Annotated in this window: 11 protein-coding genes, 1 pseudogene and 1 riboswitch; of the genes and pseudogenes, 8 read left to right on the top strand and 4 right to left on the bottom strand. The window is 52.4% G+C overall.

Annotated features, from left to right (window positions below; all coding sequences use genetic code 11):
* Positions 1-830: pseudogene (locus tag AQR02_RS19900) on the top strand (nitrite/sulfite reductase); the annotation flags it as partial.
* A gap of 509 nt (positions 831-1,339) precedes the next feature.
* Here the strand turns inward: AQR02_RS19900 and uvrA are convergent.
* Positions 1,340-4,213 (bottom strand): excinuclease ABC subunit UvrA, encoded by a 2,874-nt coding sequence (gene uvrA, locus AQR02_RS19905; protein WP_054942206.1) that lies wholly within the window; start codon positions 4,211-4,213, stop codon positions 1,340-1,342.
* A 476-nt stretch (positions 4,214-4,689) separates the two neighbouring features.
* Positions 4,690-6,681 (bottom strand): excinuclease ABC subunit UvrB, encoded by a 1,992-nt coding sequence (gene uvrB, locus AQR02_RS19910; protein ID WP_054942207.1) that lies wholly within the window; start codon positions 6,679-6,681, stop codon positions 4,690-4,692.
* A 180-nt stretch (positions 6,682-6,861) separates the two neighbouring features.
* Here uvrB and AQR02_RS19915 point away from each other — a divergent pair, with 180 nt between their 5' ends.
* The 3 genes from AQR02_RS19915 to AQR02_RS19925 all read left to right on the top strand — a co-directional run bounded on the left by AQR02_RS19915 (position 6,862) and on the right by AQR02_RS19925 (position 9,238).
* Positions 6,862-7,644, top strand: coding sequence for a flagellar motor protein (locus AQR02_RS19915; RefSeq protein WP_054942208.1), 783 nt, complete (start codon positions 6,862-6,864; stop codon positions 7,642-7,644).
* Complete coding sequence (locus AQR02_RS19920; protein ID WP_054942209.1) at positions 7,641-8,525, top strand: OmpA/MotB family protein; 885 nt, start codon at positions 7,641-7,643, stop codon at positions 8,523-8,525. Before AQR02_RS19915 ends, AQR02_RS19920 begins: the two co-directional genes overlap by 4 nt.
* A gap of 71 nt (positions 8,526-8,596) precedes the next feature.
* Positions 8,597-9,238 (top strand): hypothetical protein, encoded by a 642-nt coding sequence (locus AQR02_RS19925; protein ID WP_054942210.1) that lies wholly within the window; start codon positions 8,597-8,599, stop codon positions 9,236-9,238.
* A gap of 143 nt (positions 9,239-9,381) precedes the next feature.
* On the opposite strand, the gene gcvH is transcribed toward AQR02_RS19925, so the two are convergent.
* Positions 9,382-9,774: a glycine cleavage system protein GcvH gene (gene gcvH, locus AQR02_RS19930; RefSeq protein WP_054942211.1), complete on the bottom strand. Its 393-nt coding sequence runs from the start codon at positions 9,772-9,774 to the stop codon at positions 9,382-9,384.
* 182 nt (positions 9,775-9,956) lie between these two features.
* A riboswitch (glycine riboswitch) is annotated at positions 9,957-10,053 on the top strand.
* A 251-nt stretch (positions 10,054-10,304) separates the two neighbouring features.
* Between gcvH and gcvT the strand changes: the two genes are divergently transcribed.
* The 3 genes from gcvT to gcvPB are packed head-to-tail and all read left to right on the top strand — an operon-like array spanning position 10,305 to position 14,235.
* Positions 10,305-11,429: a glycine cleavage system aminomethyltransferase GcvT gene (gcvT, locus tag AQR02_RS19940; protein WP_054942213.1), complete on the top strand. Its 1,125-nt coding sequence runs from the start codon at positions 10,305-10,307 to the stop codon at positions 11,427-11,429.
* Positions 11,426-12,778: an aminomethyl-transferring glycine dehydrogenase subunit GcvPA gene (gene gcvPA, locus AQR02_RS19945; RefSeq protein ID WP_054942214.1), complete on the top strand. Its 1,353-nt coding sequence runs from the start codon at positions 11,426-11,428 to the stop codon at positions 12,776-12,778. The genes gcvT and gcvPA overlap by 4 nt, the downstream gene beginning before the upstream one ends.
* A complete protein-coding gene (gene gcvPB / locus AQR02_RS19950; RefSeq protein ID WP_054942215.1) occupies positions 12,775-14,235 on the top strand; it encodes an aminomethyl-transferring glycine dehydrogenase subunit GcvPB in 1,461 nt (486 codons plus the stop codon). Before gcvPA ends, gcvPB begins: the two co-directional genes overlap by 4 nt.
* A gap of 54 nt (positions 14,236-14,289) precedes the next feature.
* On the opposite strand, the gene AQR02_RS19955 is transcribed toward gcvPB, so the two are convergent.
* Positions 14,290-15,129: a helix-turn-helix transcriptional regulator gene (locus AQR02_RS19955; RefSeq protein ID WP_054942216.1), complete on the bottom strand. Its 840-nt coding sequence runs from the start codon at positions 15,127-15,129 to the stop codon at positions 14,290-14,292.
* A gap of 786 nt (positions 15,130-15,915) precedes the next feature.
* Here AQR02_RS19955 and AQR02_RS19960 point away from each other — a divergent pair.
* Positions 15,916-16,497, top strand: a 582-nt coding sequence (locus tag AQR02_RS19960) for an ABC transporter ATP-binding protein (protein ID WP_148449177.1), incomplete at its 3' end; no start/stop codon positions are given.

Raw genomic sequence — 16,497 nt, forward strand, 5'->3', positions numbered from 1 at the left:
CCCGCCTTAAGTTTCTCGTTGCCGATTGGGGTGCTGAAAAATTCAAGGAAAAGCTGTTTGAGATTATTGGCGAGCTGCCTTCACGCGGTGAAGACAAAACGCTCGGCTGGCAGGCCGCTTATTTCGACGGTGTACATCCGCAGCGCCAGGCAGGGCTGAATTATGTCGGACTGAACGTTCCGGTTGGACGCCTGAACAGCGATGAGCTTATGCTGCTAGCGGACCTCTCTGACACCTACGGTGAAGGTAAAATTCGTACAACCATGTCACAAAACATCATTCTCAGCGGCATCCCGGATGACAAGCTCCCCGAGCTTCTCCAGGCACCCTTACTACAGAGATTGTCCCCGGAGGCCAAAAACTTCATCAGCCGCACCGTATCCTGTACCGGCAATGAATTTTGCAATCTGGCACTCGTGGAAACGAAAGAGCGTGCTGTGAGTGTAGCTGAATATCTTGATGAGCGGCTGCAGCTGGAGGAAAAGCTGCGGATTCATTTCATCGGCTGTCCGAACGGCTGCGGACAAAAGCATGTCGCCGATATCGGTCTGCAGGGCTCACTGATCAAAACACCGGAAGGTATGGTGGATGCCTTCGACATCGCGATCGGAGGAACCCTGGGCACCGGCGATCAAGGACCGGCTGCCCAGTTTACCCGCCCGCTAAAAGGCCGGGTAAAGGCCGAACGGGTAGGTCCGGTTCTGGAGCAGCTGATTACATATTACAGTCAGCAGCGGAGTGAGCCGGAGAACTTCCATTCTTTTGTTGAACGTGTAGGCATTCCGGTAATTCAGGAGCAGTTCACAGCGATTTTGGCCGCTGAGGCTTGAAGTAAGCTGAGTTAAGTTAAGTTGAATTAAATTAAGGTAAAGAACTTTAAATAATTCCTGTGTATTCATCAAGTTCGACCGTGCATATTAGGACTTACATGTAGGACTGTACTGTAATCGTTGGACTGAACATATTGTAATGTGCACAATTATAAGCACAAAAAACACGCCGCATGCGGGATAACCGCGTGCGGCGTGTTCTGGTTTGGATGGCTGGTTGCTATTAAAGGGAATTTCTCCACTTATTATGTCCTATTCTGGTTCCAAGCCAAAGTAGCGGGAAAAAGTCCAACTAAATCTAACGGTTCAAAGATATTGGGCAACTAAAGGGCGATTTAACTGGAGCTTTTCCACCTAAACCCTCCAAAACCGCGGAAATGAGTAATTTAGTTTGCTTTATTCCAACTACTCACTCTCCCACTACTAATGGGGTTGCATCCTCATTGCCCTCACACTACTTATTGGGGTGCACCCTACCATTGCGCCCTCTCAATAACGGCATTAGCTTACTATACGGTTTCCGATGTTTGCAGCTCCATGGCCTCCGTCCGCTCTGTATCGCGGATCAGGATTGGTTTCAGATATCTGCCGGTATAGGATTCTTCCACGGTAATCAGCTTCTCCGGGGTTCCGGTTGCCAGTACAGTTCCGCCGCCGCTGCCGCCTTCCGGACCCATATCAATGATGTAATCTGCCGTTTTGATCACGTCGAGATTATGTTCAATGACCAGGACCGATTCGCCGGAGTCCACGAGTCGATGCAGGACCTCCAGCAGACGGCCGATATCGTCGACATGCAGCCCGGTGGTCGGCTCATCCAGGATATAAAGCGTCTTACCTGTGCTGCGGCGGTACAGCTCGGAGGCCAGCTTCACGCGCTGGGCTTCGCCGCCGGACAATGTCGTTCCGGGCTGGCCAATATTGATATACCCAAGGCCCACATCCATCAGCGTCTGCATTTTGCGGTGAATCCGCGGAATGTTCTTGAAGAACTCGGTGGCATCCTCTACGGTCATCTCCAGCACATCAGCGATGCTCTTGCCTTTATATTTAACTTCCAGGGTCTCCCGGTTATATCGTTTGCCTTTGCACACTTCACAAGGTACATAGACATCCGGCAGGAAATGCATTTCAATCTTAATGATTCCGTCTCCACGGCAGGCCTCACAGCGTCCGCCCTTCACGTTAAAGCTGAACCGGCCCTTTTGGAAGCCGCGTACCTTGGCCTCATTGGTTTTGGAGAATAGATCACGGATATCATCGAACACCCCGGTATAGGTTGCCGGATTCGAGCGGGGAGTACGGCCAATCGGCGACTGGTCGATCTCAATGACCTTATCCAAGTTCTCCAGGCCGCGGATTTCCTTGTGCAGGCCCGGACGGACCTTCACCGCTCTATTCAACTGCCGGGCCAGACTCTTATAGAGAATCTCGTTGACCAGAGAGGACTTGCCTGAACCGGAGACGCCGGTCACAGCCGTAAAGACACCCAGCGGGATCTTCACGTTGACGTTCTTCAGGTTGTTCTCTTTAGCTCCGCGGATCTCGATCCAGCGGTCATCGGTCGGCCGCCGCTTGGAGGTAACCGGAATGAACTTGCGACCGCTCAAATATTCCCCGGTTAAGGAGTTCGGATCATTCATAATCTCCTGTGGTGTGCCTTGGGCAATCACGTTCCCGCCGTGAATCCCTGCACCCGGGCCGATATCTATAATATAGTCAGCAGCCATCATCGTATCCTCATCATGTTCAACCACGATTAGGGTATTGCCGAGATCGCGCATATGCGCCAGTGTGGAGATCAGCCGGTCGTTGTCCCGTTGATGCAATCCGATACTGGGCTCGTCCAGAATGTACAGAACGCCCATTAGACTGGAGCCGATCTGGGTAGCGAGCCTAATCCGCTGGGCTTCTCCGCCTGATAGCGATCCCGCCGCACGGCTGAGCGTCAGATAATTCAAACCTACATTGACGAGGAAGCCGAGCCGGCTGCTGATCTCTTTCAGGATGAGATGGGCAATAGCTGTTTCTTTCTCATTCAATACAAGACCCTGGAAGAACTCTTGGCAGTCGCCAATAGAGAGGTCCGTCACATCCGCCACATTGCGGTCGTTGATCGTAACAGCGAGAATTTCCTTCTTCAGACGTTTGCCCTTGCAGACATGACAAGGCTTGGCGCTCATGAAGCCTTCGATAAATTCACGGATACCCTCGGAAGCAGTATCCCGGTAGCGCCGTTCCAGGTTAGGAATAATTCCTTCAAAGGCAACCAACGCATCTTTCTTCTGGCCAAAGTCGTTCTCATACCGGAAGCGGATCTTCTCACTGCCCGTTCCGTGCAGCAGCTTATTCATCTGTTCAGGTGTTAGCGTGCTTACCGGAACATTCTGCGGAATTTTAAAATGCTCGCAGACCGACTTCAGAAACTGCGGATAATAGTTAGAGGTGCTGCCGGTCCAGGCCAGAAAAGCGCCATCTTCGATCGATTTCTCCGGGTCAGGAATCAGCAGGTCCGGATCGACAACCATATTCAACCCCAGACCATCGCATTCCGGGCAGGCCCCGAAAGGACTGTTGAAGGAGAACATCCGCGGGGCTAGCTCCTCAATACTGAAACCGCACACCGGGCAGGCAAAATTCGAACTGAACAGCAGCTCCTCCTGGCCGATAATATCCACCAGAATCTGACCGCCGGACAGCTTGAGTGCGGTTTCGAGGGAGTCGGTCAGCCGGGTCTGTACATCATCCTTAATGACGATACGGTCTACTACAACTTCTATGGTATGCTTCTTATTTTTCTCGAGCTCAATCTCTTCCGTAACTTCACGCAGCTCTCCATCGACACGCACACGAACGAAGCCCTGCTTCGAGATGTCGCTGAACAGGCCTTTATGCTCGCCTTTGCGCCCGGAAATGACCGGTGCCAGAATCTGCAGCCGGGTCTTCTCGGGATACTGCATAATCCGGTCAACCATCTGCTCCACTGTCTGCGATGTAATTTCAATGCCGTGATCCGGGCAATGAGGATGTCCGATCCGGGCAAACAGCAGGCGCAGATAATCGTAAATCTCCGTTACCGTTCCTACCGTCGAACGCGGGTTACGGCTCGTAGTCTTCTGGTCAATCGAAATTGCCGGGGACAAGCCATCGATGGAATCAACATCGGGCTTCTCCATCTGACCCAGGAACTGGCGGGCATAAGCCGAGAGGGATTCTACATAACGCCGCTGTCCCTCGGCATAGATCGTATCGAACGCAAGCGATGATTTGCCGGAGCCGCTAAGTCCCGTCAGCACAACGAAGCGGTCCCGCGGAATCGTTACGTCAATGTTCTTGAGATTGTGCGCCCTCGCGCCTTTGATTACTATGTTTTCGTTCGCCAACGGTAAAACCTCCTAATTGAAATACTTAAAGAAATTTTTATGAAAAATTTTCGATCCCTCCCAAACCCTCCCTTCCAAGGGAGGGCCCCAAGGGCTGCGCCCTCTGGACACCCGCAAGGGTTGGCGAAGGAGTGTGGCGGGATGGACTTAGTTACCTTGGTGCAAGGAGCGCTTATCCCTACGGGACCGCTGGTATGCAGACGCTCCGGGGGCTGTCCCTTCGGGATGCGCTAACTGCTTAACTACGGCTGTCCCTTCGGGATGCGCTAACTGCCTAACTGCGGCTGTCCCTTCAGGATGCGCTAACTGCTTAACTGCGGCTGTCCCTTCGGGATGCGCTAACTGCCTAACTGCGGCTGTCCCTTCGGGATGCGCTAACTGCCTAACTGCGGCTGTCCCTTCGGGAGGCGTAGGCATTTTATCTAAAAAGAACGGCCTGGGAAGCGCCGTTCCGGTTCGTACTTGGAAGTATTGCTTTATTCGGCCCGTAGCTCCAGTAAAGCGTCGCGCAGCTCGGCAGCGCGTTCGAATTGCAGGTTCTTGGCGGCATCCTTCATCTCGGCTTCCAGACGCTGCATCAGGCTTTGTTTGTCTTTCTTGTTCATCTTGCCGCCCACGCCGGTGAGATATTCGGCTTTGGACTCGGCCACCTTGGTTGCTTCGATGATTTCGCGGATCTTCTTATTGATTGTCGTTGGTGTGATGCCATGCTTCTCGTTATAAGCAATTTGAATCGCCCGGCGGCGTTCGGTCTCGCTGATCGCCTTCTCCATGGAGTCCGTGATACGGTCGCCGTACATAATAACACGGCCTCCTGAGTTACGGGCTGCCCGGCCGATGGTCTGAATCAGGGAACGCTCTGAGCGGAGGAAACCCTCCTTATCGGCGTCGAGAATCGCGACTAAGGATACCTCCGGCAAATCCAGTCCTTCTCTTAACAAGTTAATACCCACCAGAACATGGAACGTACCGAGACGGAGGTCGCGCAGAATTGCCATCCGCTCAAGCGTCTTAATGTCGGAGTGCATGTAGCGGACCTTGATGCCGATTTCCTTGAAGTAATCGGTTAGATCCTCTGACATCTTCTTCGTCAGCGTAGTCACCAGTACCCGTTCGTCCCGCTCAACACGTTCACGGATTTCGCTGATCAGATCATCGATCTGCCCTTCTGTCGGGCGCACCTCGATAATCGGGTCCAGCAGACCGGTAGGCCGGATGATCTGCTGCACCATCGTGTCGCAGTGTTCCATTTCGTAAGGGCCGGGCGTCGCTGAGACATAGACGATCTGCTTCACTTTGTCTTCGAATTCCTCAAACTGCAGCGGCCGGTTGTCCAGGGCGGACGGCAGGCGGAAGCCATGCTCCACCAGCACAGTCTTGCGCGCCCGGTCACCGTTGTACATGGCCCGGATCTGCGGCAGAGTGACATGGGATTCATCAATGACAATCAGCATGTCATCCGGGAAATAATCCATCAGGGTATACGGGGTCGCTCCCGGTTCCCGGAAGGTCAGCGGTCCGGAATAGTTCTCAATCCCGGAGCAGAAGCCGACTTCCTTCATCATTTCGATATCATAACGGGTCCGCTGCTCCAGACGCTGGGCTTCCAGCAGCTTGCCTGCTTCGCGGAGCACCGCCAGCCGTTCCTCCAGCTCGCGTTCAATATTGACCAGCGCAACCCGCATAGTCTCCTCTTGGGTAACAAAGTGAGAAGCCGGGAATATCGCTATATGATCGCGTTCACCGATAAGCTCTCCGGTCAAGACATCAATCTCGGTAATCCGCTCAATCTCATCACCGAACAGCTCGACCCGGATGGCATGTTCTCCCTGTGATGCCGGGAAAATCTCAACGACATCTCCGCGCACACGGAACGTGCCGCGTACGAAATTGATGTCATTGCGCTGATACTGGATATCCACAAGCCGGCTAAGAATCTGATTGCGCGGCTTCTCCATGCCTACACGCAAAGAGAGCAGGAGACTCCCATATTCCTGCGGCGAACCGAGACCGTAAATGCAGGATACGCTCGCCACAATAATAACGTCACGCCGTTCAAACAAGGAGCTGGTTGCGGAGTGCCGCAGCTTATCTATCTCTTCATTAATGCTGGAATCTTTCTCGATGTAGGTGTCGGAGGAGGGAATGTAGGCTTCCGGCTGATAGTAATCGTAGTAGCTGACGAAGTAGTCGACGGAATTGCTCGGAAAAAACTCCTTGAACTCGCTTGCCAGCTGTGCAGCCAGCGTCTTGTTGTGTGCGATAACCAATGTGGGCCGGTTTAGCTTGGATATCAGTTGTGCAATCGTAAAGGTCTTCCCTGTACCGGTTGCTCCCAGCAGCGTCTGGTGCTTCTTGCCCTGCCGGATGCCGTTCAATAATTCCTCTATGGCATGAGGCTGATCGCCCTGGGGTGTATACTCGGACTCCAGTTTAAAAGTCTTCGTACTGACGACAATGTCGCTCATTTGCCCGTCTCCCCTCTATCGTCTAAAATATACTAATATATTATAATTGTGGTCTGATTGTCCTAATCCCATACGATACAAAAAAATATGGAAGATAAGAATACGTGTTCCCGTTTATTATACAGTGTTGCCTACCTTGATGCAAACCATAATATATTGAAAACTAAGGAGACTGATCCTATGGATATTACCTCAATTATCGGCCTCCTGGCCGGACTGGCCGCCCTTGTCGGCGGTTTCTTCTGGGAAGGGGGCAACCTGTCCGGACTGCTGCAGCTCAACGCCGCCGTCATTGTATTCGGAGGAACGCTGGCCGCTGTTCTTATCAGCTTTCCCGCCTCCAAGCTGCGCTCCATCCCTTCTGCGCTGCGCATCGCTTTTGGCAGACAGCCGGATACCAACTTTGTCAAAGCGGAAGAGTTAGTATCTATGGCTGCCATTACACGGCGGGGCGGAGTGCTCGCACTGGAGGAGCAGGCTGAGGAGCATCCCGATCCCTTTACACGCGAAGGGCTGCTGCTCATTGTCGACGGAACAGATCCGGATCAGGTCCGCCAGATTCTGGAGCTGGATATGGATGCCAAAGAACTGAAATATGAAAGCTATGCCAAAATCTTTGAAGCAGCCGGAGGTTACGCTCCGACCATGGGCATCATCGGCACCGTCATGGGACTTATTCATGTACTCAGCAATCTATCCGACCCGTCCAATCTGGGGTCATCCATAGCCGTCGCATTTACAGCAACATTATATGGTGTAGCGAGCGCTAATTTAATATTTTTACCCATCGCCTCCAAAATCAAATCCCGCAGCCAAACGGAGCTGAACAGCATGGAAATGCTTCTCGTCGGCATCCTTGCCCTGCAGAACGGGGATCATCCTCAGCTCGTGCGCAAGAAGCTGAGCTCTTTTGTGGCGGATTCAGCAGCGGATAAAGACAACCCTTCAAGAGGCCTGCTATGAGGCAGAGAAACCGGCGCTGCCGCAGGGGAAACGCGCATGAGCCCAGGGACCGCTGGATGATTACCTATGCGGATCTGATTACGCTGCTGCTTATCTTTTTCGTCATCATGTACGCTATGAGCAGCCTCGATACGGAGAAATATAAAATAGTCACCGGCTCGCTCTCCGAGACCTTTAAGACAGGGAACCCTGTACTTGAAGGGGGTAGCGGACTGCTGGACGGGGAAAACGGAAGTCAGAACAGCAGCAGCCCCGCAAACGGGCAGGTAGAAGAAACCGGCAGCGGAAATGGCGAAAACGCCGGTAACAGCGATAGTCCGGAATCAGGGAACCCAAATGCAGAAACAGGTACCTCCGGGGAGAGCCAGAATGTGCAGCCGTCGGCGCGGGAGCTGGCTTTTCGCGAGCAGGAAGCTAAGCTGGCTGCCCTGATGGGGGTTATCACTAAATATGTCGAAGAGAATAATCTTGACGGCCAGATCTTTGTCGCGGACAAGCCGCAGGGCATAGCCATTACGCTGAGCGACCGCTTTCTGTTCGATGTCGGCAGAGCTGAGCTGAAGCCGCCTGCGCTTCCGGCCTTACGCCAACTCTCCGGATTATTCCGCGGGATCGGGGCTTCCATCAGTATCGAAGGGCATACGGATAATACTCCGGTATCTGCCGGTTCGCGGTACAATGACAACTGGGAGCTTTCGGGTGCCCGCGCCCTTTCGGTGCTTCGCTTTTTCCTGGACAGTGAGGGGTTGAGTCCCGCTACCTTCCAGTATGCAGGATATGCCGACACCAGACCCGCTTACGATAATTCAACCCCAGAGGGCCGCCAGAAGAACCGCCGGGTAGAGCTGATTGTCCTGCGCCAGCTGCAGGAGGAAGAATAACCGATTCGTTTCAGCCAAGAGATCAGCAGAGTGTAATATCTAAAATTTGCTGACAGGGAGTCTGAAATCGGATGAATAAAACCCATGAAATAACAGCTGATTCCTCACGATATTGGGGAATGATCCGGCTGTTTATTTCCCTGCTGATTACTGCTTTTGTCTCAATCTGGATTACTTCAGGAATTGGTTTTACATCCAATGTATTGGTCATGCTTACTTCGAAGGATTTTTTCTGGGGGAAAATTGCCCACAGTTATCCCGCCAGCAAGCTGGTCTGGATGGCGGGACAATATGTGCTGGCCGGAGGAGCGTTTGCCTTGGCATGGTATGCCTATTGGTGGACACTTTCCAGTCATTCGGAGACCAGAGTCATCCGCTGCTTTCCTCTGCAGCTGCTGTTTGCTTACGTACCGCTGCTATTGCTTTTTTTACAGATAAATCCTGTATATAATCCGGATCAGATGATTCCTTTAGCCGCTGGCGAAGTGAAATTTTCTCTCTGTATGGGTATGTCTGCTGTGCTTCTATTTCCCTTTTACTCTATCTTCGCCTACTGTTTTGTGCTGCGTCTCAACGCATCGCCAAGCCGTATTATCAGGCTTCTGCTCCTCCTTATTTCATTTGCACTAATTGGCATGGGACTGCTGCCGCTTTTATGGCGGATAGCCCCGCATCTTTACCCTGGGCTTAACAACTTCCCCAACTTGTATTAAGGATAGCTGCACAAGCTGCACAAAAAGGCAGAACCCGCACAGCATGATTGTGCCGCAAAAAGGTTCCGCCACTATATTTCTGATACTCCTCCCTCTGGCGAAGATAGGAATACCTTTTTTTATTTGCACAAATTGTACAGCTCTTATTCCCCTACCAGTTCGCGGTAAGCAGCCGCATCCAGCAGTCCGGAAACCGCCTCGTCATACCCGCCGTCAAGCTCCAGTTCAAAGATCCATCCGCCGCTGTATGGCTCGTCATTGATCAGTTCCGGGCTGGCCTCCAGCGCATCGTTGATTTTGGTCACCTTTCCTGAGACCGGTGAATATAATTCGGAAACCGTCTTTACAGACTCAATGCTGCCCACACTATCGCCGGCAGAAATAGCTGAACCCACTTCCGGAAACTCCACAAATACGATATCGCCAAGCAAATGCTGGGCATGATCCGTAATCCCGACCCGTACTACGCGTCCTTCACCCTGCTGCGCCCATTCGTGCTCTTCGCTGTATCGCAGGTTGTCTAACACTTCACTCATTTCAAGCCGCCTCATTTCCGAATTTGGTGTTGTAAATTTAGTTATAGACTAAGTTATCGTCCTCCGCAATGTCAATATTACTGACAGGAAATTAAAATTTGTCATCTTTTTGACGTTTTTTTGTTGACAGCGCAGCTCGATACCCGGTTTAATGGAGACAGCAGAAAACATATGGTTGGCGAATGATGGCATAGGGAGAGACTGTCTCACGAAGACGGCGCCGAAGGAGTAAGCCCCGTAGCGGGTGAATCTCTCAGGCAAAAGGACCTTTGCCGGACGCATCTCTGGAGAGCATCAGACCCTGCACCCGCAGCGTACTGATCACCAACGGGGAAACCTGCCGGCTTTTGATGCTGTGCAGGGTAACTCTCAGGTACAAAGGACAGAGCGGAAGGCTATTTATGCGCGCAGCGCGTATTTGGCCTCCGCTCTGTTCCTTTTTTTACTGTCTACAGAACCGGGCACCGCAACCTTCCGGGAGCGGAACGGCCGCTTTTGCTTGCATGTAATCAGACCAAGGGAGTGAGCACATGGATGCTTTGAAAAGAACGCCTTTTTACGGCCTTTATTCCGCTTATGCAGAGGCAAGATGTATCGATTTCGGCGGCTGGGAGCTGCCGGTGCAGTTCACCGGGATTGTCAAGGAGCATGAGGCGGTCCGCCAGCAGGCCGGATTGTTCGACGTATCGCACATGGGGGAATTTATGGTCACCGGCAGCGGCTCGGAAGCCTTCCTGCAGCAAATGACGACCAATGATGTCAGCCGCCTCACGGACGGCGCGGCGCAGTATACCCTGCTGCTCTACCCTAACGGCGGAGTTGTGGATGACCTGCTGGTCTACCGCCTCGGCGAGGAACGCTACATGCTCGTCGTCAACGCCTCCAACATCGACAAAGACCTCCAGTGGCTGCAGGAGCATCTCACTGCTGAATTCAGCGGAGTCAGCCTGAAGAATGTCTCGGACGAAACACTGCTGCTTGCCCTTCAGGGCCCGCTGGCTGAGAGCATTCTCAGCGAAGTTACTTCGGCTCCGGTCGCTGAGCTGAAGCCTTTTCACTTCATCGAGCACGCCATGGTCTGCGGCGTAGAGGTGCTCCTCTCCCGTACCGGTTACACCGGCGAGGACGGCTTCGAGCTGTATGCCCCGCAGGATACAGCAGCAGCCTTGTGGAACGGCCTGCTGGCAGCCGGAAGCAAGCACGGACTTACGCCGGCCGGCCTCGGCGCGCGCGACACGCTCCGCTTCGAAGCGAAGCTGCCGCTGTACGGCCAGGAGCTGTCGGCGGACATCACCCCGCTGGAAGCGGGCGTGCAGTTCTTCGTCAAGCTGGATAAAGCCGGCTTCATCGGCAAGGAAGCGCTGGTGAAGCAGAAGGAAGCCGGCCTGCCCCGCCGCCTCGTAGGACTGGAAATGATCGACCGGGGGATCCCCCGCTCCCATTATCCCGTCTACGCGGATGGCGTAAAGATCGGCGAAGTAACCACCGGCACCCAGTCCCCGACACTCAAACGCAATCTCGGACTTGCGCTGCTGGATGCAGCTTACAGTGAAATCGGCACAGAAGTTTACGTGGAGATCCGCGGCAAGCAGCTGAAGGCTGCCGTCGTCAAAGCACCGTTCTACAAAAAGAGCCAAGGAGTGAAGCCGCAATGAAACACCGCTATCTGCCTATGACTGAACAAGACCGCCAAGAGATGATGGAAGCGGTCGGAATTCAGTCCATAGAGGAATTGTTCTCCGATATTCCGCAGGCTGTCCGTTATCAGGGCACGATGCCAATGTCGGAAGCTCTGGATGAATACGCTCTGCTCCGCCACATGAAAGAATTGGCTGACAAAAATGCCAATTTCGATACCCATGCCAGCTTCCTCGGCGCCGGGCTCTATGACCACCATATCCCGGTTGTCATCAACCATGTCATTTCCCGTTCGGAATTCTATACAGCTTATACCCCGTATCAGCCGGAGATCAGCCAGGGCGAGCTGCAGGCGATCTTCGAATTTCAATCCTACATCTGTGAGCTGACAGGCATGAAAGTAGCCAATGCCAGTATGTATGACGGCGCTACTGCTTTCTCGGAAGCGGCTGTTCTGGCGGCAGGTGCTACGAAACGCAAGAAACTGATTGTTTCCCGCACGGTTCACCCGGAGGCACGCCAGGTGCTGAGCACTTCGGCCGGCGCCTGGGGTCTGGAAGTCGTGGAAATTGACTATAAAGACGGCGTAACCGATCAGGCGAAGCTGGCTGAAGCCATCGACGCTGATACTGCAGCAGTATTGGTGCAGTCCCCGAACTTCTTCGGGGCGATTGAGGACCTTGGTGCCATCGAGCCGCTGATCCATGCGGTTAAAGGCCTGTTCGTCGTTAGCGCCAACCCGCTGGCGCTGGGCGTTCTGGAAACGCCGGGCAAGCTCGGGGCCGACATTGTAGTCGGCGACGCGCAGCCGCTCGGCATTCCCGCTTCACTCGGCGGTCCAACCTGCGGCTTCTTCGCCGTAGCGGAGCCGCTGATGCGCCGCATGCCGGGCCGGATCGTCGGCCAGACGGTGGACCGTAACGGCAAACGCGGCTTCGTCCTGACCCTTCAGGCCCGCGAACAGCATATCCGCCGCGAAAAGGCGACCTCCAACATTTGCTCCAACCAGGCACTGCTGGCGTTGTGCGCTTCCGTATACTTGTCCGTAATGGGCAAAGAAGGCATGCGCGAGGTTGGCGGGCTGAATATCCGCAAGAGCCATTATGCCGCAGGCAAGCTAGGAGAATTGAATGGTGCAGCCCCTGCGTTTACCGCGCCGTTCTTCAATGAATTCGTCCTGAAGCTTCCGGAAGGAAGCAGCGTCAGCGAGATTAACTCGAAGCTGATTCATGCAGGCTTTATCGGCGGTTATGATCTGGGCCGTGACTATCCGGAGCTTAGCGGACATATGCTGATTGCCGTCACTGAGAAACGAAGCAAGTCTGAAATCGACCAATTCGCCAAGCTATTGGAGGGCTGTATATGAAACCGGAACAAAGTCTGATCTTTGAGCTTAGCCGTCCCGGCCGCTCAGCCTATTCCCTGCCGGTATGCGATGTTCCCGAGGATGAAGCGATGGAGTCGCTGATTCCGGCCGGACTGCTGCGCAGCGAGCCAGTTGTACTTCCGGAAGTATCCGAAGTGGATGTCATCCGCCACTATACTGCCCTTTCCCGCCGCAACTTCGGCGTCGACAACGGCTTCTACCCGCTCGGCTCCTGTACGATGAAATATAATCCGAAGATTAATGAAGATGTCGCCCGCTTCCCGGGACTGGCCAAGATTCACCCTTACCAGCCGGAAGAAAGCATTCAAGGCGCACTTGAACTGATGTATACCCTGCAAAAGGATCTGGCCGCACTTACCGGTATGGATGCCGTCTCGCTCCAGCCAGCTGCCGGAGCCCATGGCGAATGGACCGGCCTGATGATGATCCGCGCCTACCATGAGAGCCGCGGAGAGACCCGCACGAAGGTCATCGTACCGGATTCCTCGCATGGTACCAACCCGGCCAGCGCCGCAGCTGCGGGCCTTGCAACCGTAACGATTCCTTCAAATAGCAAAGGAATGGTTGATCTTGAAGCCCTGAAAGCAGCCGTCGGCAGCGACACCGCTGCATTGATGCTGACAAATCCAAGCACGCTCGGCCTGTTCGAGACGCAGATCGTGGAGATCGCTGCGATTGTCCACGAAGCCGGCGGACTGCTCTATTACGATGGAGCGAATTCCAATGCAATCATGGGTATCACCCGCCCGGGCGATATGGGCTTCGACGTTGTGCATTTGAATCTGCACAAGACAATGAGCACCCCGCACGGCGGCGGCGGTCCGGGAGCAGGACCTGTCGGTGTGAAGGCGAAGCTGATTCCGTTCCTGCCGCAGCCAACTGTAGTCCAGAACGAAGACAGCAGCTTCTCGCTGAACTACGGCGGACCGGAATCGATTGGCCGGGTCAAAGCTTTTTACGGCAACTTCGGTATCCTCGTCCGTGCTTATGCCTATATCCGCACCTATGGGCCGGACGGCCTGCGTGAGGTTTCCGAGAACGCCGTGCTGAACGCCAACTATATGATGCACCGGCTGGCGCCGTATTTTGAAATCCCGTATCCGGGTGTCTGCAAGCATGAATTCGTGATGTCCGGCCGGAATCTCAAGCAGTACGGCGTACGTACACTGGACGTGGCCAAACGGCTGCTCGACTTCGGCTACCACCCGCCGACCGTCTATTTCCCGCTGACCGTCGAAGAGTGTATGATGATCGAACCAACCGAAACCGAAAGCAAGGAAACGCTCGACGGCTTCATTGAAACGATGATTAGAATCGTTAAGGAAGCCCAGGAAACGCCGGAGATCGTGATCAACGCTCCGCACACTACGGAGATCAGCCGTCTGGATGAGACCCAGGCTGCGCGGAAGCCGGTATTGAACTGTTCTTGCGGCTAAACCCTCAAATTAATTAAAGGAGCCCACACTACACTTCGGGCTCCTTTTTCATAGTTATAAAAACGTCTGTTGATTGGCGGGCTCAGGCGAAAGCTTCTTGATGAACTGCCAGCGGTCACTTACATTCATTTTATTATAGATACTCTTAATTACATTTCTGACCGTACCTTCACTAATCCCTAACTCGTTAGAAATGTACAGTGCACTTTTTTCCGCTAACCAGCTTTGAGCGACGTCCTTCTCTCTCCCGGTCAAGCCATATTCATCAAAAATCATTTCCAGCTTAAGCAGCTGTAGCTCAGGGTTACTCCGCATCCATTTCCCGCTGACATTGTCTGCGATCTGCCGCATTAAGGGAATGGCCAACTCGATTGGCTGCCCCCTATAAAAGGAAATATCCACATATCCTTGTATAACACCCTCTGAATAAAGTGGTGAACAAACGCAATTCCAATCAAAGAATATAGGGTTTGTATGCTCCATCCCTTTGACGACTCCAATAGAATTCATTTCCATAGCCAGCGAAACAGCATTCAGCCCAAGCTCCTGTTTGGCAAAACTCGTTCCTACCCCTAATCCGGCTTTAGCAAGTTCTGCTTGTATTTCAGGGGATGAAGGATGCAAATCAAGAATCTCTCCCGTATGATCGGTCAGAAAAACTGCAAAGTCTACGGATATGTAACTGCTAATTTTAAGCATCTCGTTATGTAAGGAACTAATCATTGCTTTGTGATATATAGAATTCTGCTCCGTCTCCCGGAAAGATTGCGCTCTCATTTCTTCGCGGGCTTGTGAGCTACCTGATACTTTTGCCTCGTAAAAAAAATCTATTTGTTCCTTATTAAAATCTTCAGGTGAGTACCACATTTTTGTCTGATCGTGAGCTGCCGTCAATTCAAGCCCTCCTGATTTCCATCATTTATACTAAAAAAAGGATAACACTCTGAATTTACATATTCAAGCTATCAGTGTCCTCAGAAACGCGGTAACGGATCTATCACAAAGAAGAATAAATGTAAATGCCCACCTCTTAACATTACCCCCTGCAAAAACTTATGATAATCTTTCATGTAAGATAAGCAATAATTTCATTTTGGGAGCATCTATATGAAAAAAAAACAAACTCGGTTTGTTGATACTTTTTGTATTTCTTATCCATTTGCTTAATTTATTGTATTCTTATTTCAGAACGGGTTCCATTGAACGGTTTTCTTTATTCATTGTGCTAGTGCTTTTAATCATGTATATCTTATTTTTCCATTGTAATAAATCATTCCGGAAAAACAAAGAATCAACAACCTTCAGGATGAAGGAGTGAATCTGACTAAGCTTTTGCTGAAGATTTGGCCCGTCATTTTTATTTCCACTTTATTTCTCATGTTAAAGCTTATGACTTTTTTGACTAACGCAGCTACAGAACTGGTACGAGAGGCATACACTATAGGCTTCAGCTTTGGTACATTTCTTGAGCAGTTGTTTTAATATGAAACACTCAGCGGCTATCCCGGTCTGCATTAAGGACCGCTGGAGAGCCGTTTTTTTTCGCAGCATCCGCTAGGATCCAATACTATTTTTCAGTTGTCGATTTAATCTGATAGTTTTCGACATCCGCCAAATGCTATATTTACTGGACATGTCTTTTGAGAGATGAAAAAAATTCATGATGAAGGAGGATTACCCTTGAGTATTATTGAAGCCAGAGGGCTGTCCAAGTCCTTTCTGCAGGCGGTGAAGGAACCGGGGCTAAAGGGTGCGCTCAAGCATCTGCTTGTGCCGAGGAACGTTACCAAGGTCGCGGTGCAGCCGCTGGACCTGAGCATTGAAGCCGGTGAGACTGTCGCCTATGTGGGGCCGAACGGTGCCGGCAAGTCCACCACGATCAAGATGCTTAGCGGAATACTGATGCCCTCTGCGGGCAGTATTTCTGTAAACGGTATCAATCCGTATAAAAAAAGAATGGAGAACGCCGCTCAAATCGGCGCCGTCTTCGGCCAGCGCACCCAGCTGTGGTGGGATATCCCGATTGTGGAGTCTTTTTCGCTGCTGAAGGATATCTACCAGATCCCCGAAGCGGTGTACCGGACAAATCTCGACCAGTTTATTGAACTGCTGGGTATGAGTGAATTCATTCACTTATCCGCCCGCAAGCTCTCTCTCGGCCAGCGTATGCGTGCGGATTTGGCCGCCGCCCTTTTACATACCCCGCCTATTGTCTATCTGGATGAACCGACGATCGGCCTGGATGTCTCCGTGAAGCAGAAG

The organism is Paenibacillus ihuae (assembly GCF_001368795.1).
In the GTDB taxonomy this organism is placed as follows: domain Bacteria; phylum Bacillota; class Bacilli; order Paenibacillales; family Paenibacillaceae; genus Paenibacillus_AQ; species Paenibacillus_AQ ihuae.